A 2,183-nucleotide genomic window follows, 5' to 3' on the forward strand; every position below is an offset into this window, starting at 1 on the left:
CCCTCCCCCACACGCGGATACGGCCCCTTCCCACGGGACGCCGACGGGCGGTGACAAGTCCCTGTCCTCTGAGTGAGGGGCTCTGGACTTCTCCGTTGCGTTGGCGTACTCAGAGAGGAGTCGGGGGGGTGCCCCGCGGTACCGGAGAGGCCCGGCACACGACGACCGGTTGGGGGAAGGCCATGACGGAGGCGTGGATGCCCGGCGCCGAGAGGTTCGGCGGTGGGACGAGCAACCGGACACCCCCCGGGATCGGCGCTCCGCGCGCCGTGTGGACGGTGACGGGGTCCGACCCCGGGGCCTGGTCCGCGCGCGAGGAGGCGCGGCGGCTGGTGAACGAGGAGCGCGAGGCGCACCTGGTGTGGAACCCGCTGACCGGCGACGTGGTCCAGACCCTGGCCGCGACCTGCCGCGGACGCCTGCCCTTGGGCGGCACGCACCAGTACGAGCTGTACCACGACCACGGCCATGAGGGGCGGGTGTGTCTGGTGGTGGCGGTGGTGTCCTCGTGGGAGATCCCCTTCACCGACGGCCCGATGCGCGGGCTGTCCCCGATCCTGACGTGGTTGGACTCCTGGGGGGTGGAGCGGGTCTGGCGCGCGGACCCCGCGGAGTCGGTGGCGGGGGCCGTGGACGCGGGGAGCCCGGAGAAGAGGAGCGGGGAAGCGCGGATACCGGGCATGAGGAGCGCGGTGTCGGACACTGTGGCGGCGGGCGTCGCGGCGACGGGTAGCGCGGCCGCGCACAGTGCGACGGCGCCGCACTCCGCCGAGGCCACGCGCGCGGCGCGGGTGGCGCGCGCGTGGGCCAGGGGAGGGCACTTCGGCCACGACCAGGTCCCCGGCTCCTGCGCCAAGGGACCCGGAGGACTGGACACCGCACGGCTGCTGGCCACCGGCCTCGTCCCGCCGCCGAGCGGTCCGCGCGCTCCCGCCGACCCGCGACCCTCCGCGATGAGGTGAGTACAACACGGCAGGAGAAAAATGGTCCGGGTGTCCTGACCACCGGTAATCGGACACCACTGGTTCATCGCCGTTCCGCAACCCTTTAGTCTGTCGCCCATGGGTGGATCTATCGAGCCGGGTTGGTACGCGGACCCGCAGGGCGACGCGCAGACGCTCAGATGGTGGAACGGCAGCGAGTGGACACGGCATACCCGTTCCCTGAGCGAGCTCCAGGGCGGTGGCGATCCGGGAGACGAGGAGGCCGCGACCACCCACCTGGGCGGATCCGGACAGGGCGGGTCCGGACAGGGCGCCCCCGCCTCCGACGAGGAGGATCCCGGAACGGTGCGGCTGGGCCCCTCCCAGACGCAGTCGGCGGCACCGATCGACGACGAGCCCAGCACCATGCGCATCAACCCCTCCTGGGCGCGGGGCGGCGACGATGACGAGGAGCCCACCGCCGACCTGAGCGGCACGAACTCCACGATGCGCGTCGACCCGGCCGACCTCCCGGGCCGCGGCGGCGGCCCGGGGACGGACGGCGGGTACGGGTCGGGCGACGGGGCGACCGTGCGGGTCAACCCGGGCGACCTTCCCCGGCGCGACGAGGACGAACTGCCCACCGCCGACCTCACCGACGACGAGATCCCCACGTCCAACCTGACCGACGACGACCTGGGCGGTGAGGCGCCGCGCACCGCGGTGTTCGACCCGGGTGGTCCCGGTGCTTCCGGCACTCCTGGTGCCCCCGGTGCCCCCGGGTCGGCGGGGACTCCGAGTGAGGCGCCGCGCACCGCCGTGTTCGACCCGAACGACCCCGCGCTCCCGGGCGGCGGGACCTCCGGTACGGCCGTGTTCGACCCGGCCGACCCGGCCTTCTCCGGAGGCGGGGCCGCAGGGGGCGGGACCGCCGGTACCGCGGTGTTCAACCCCTCGGGTGGCGAACCCTCCGGTACGGCCGTGTTCAACCCGGGCGACCCCGCCTTCTCGGGAGGCGCGGACGAGGGGAACAAGAAGGGCGGCAAGTTCAACAAGTTCCTGGGCAGCCTCAAGGAGGGCTGGTCCGACCTGTCCGAGGAGCGCAAGGAGCAGCGCCGCCACTCCGAGGAGGAGGCGGCCAAGCGGCGTGAGGAGGAGCGGGTCCGCAGGGAGGCCGAACTCCAGGAGGAGGCCAAGCGCCGCGAGGAGGAGGCCCGGCGCCGCGCCGAGGAGCAGCCCCCGGGCGCGCAGGGGCCGGGC

Annotated in this window: 2 protein-coding genes; both read left to right on the forward strand. The window is 74.0% G+C overall.

Going from position 1 to position 2,183, the window contains the following annotated elements; genetic code table 11:
- The first annotated feature begins 182 nt into the window (after positions 1-182).
- Positions 183-962: a hypothetical protein gene (locus DQW06_RS24640; RefSeq protein WP_041552276.1), complete on the forward strand. Its 780-nt coding sequence runs from the start codon at positions 183-185 to the stop codon at positions 960-962.
- A 99-nt stretch (positions 963-1,061) separates the two neighbouring features.
- Positions 1,062-2,183: DUF2510 domain-containing protein (locus DQW06_RS24645; RefSeq protein ID WP_117199402.1), on the forward strand; the 1,122-nt coding region annotated here is incomplete at its 3' end.

Source organism: Nocardiopsis sp. TNDT3 (assembly GCF_003427465.1).
In the GTDB taxonomy this organism is placed as follows: Bacteria; Actinomycetota; Actinomycetes; order Streptosporangiales; family Streptosporangiaceae; genus Nocardiopsis; species Nocardiopsis dassonvillei.

What these genes read in the sequence shown, in the direction of transcription:
- DQW06_RS24640 (WP_041552276.1), top strand. Translation starts at nt 183, where the DNA reads ATGACGGAGGCGTGGATGCCCGGCGCCGAGAGGTTCGGCGGTGGGACG.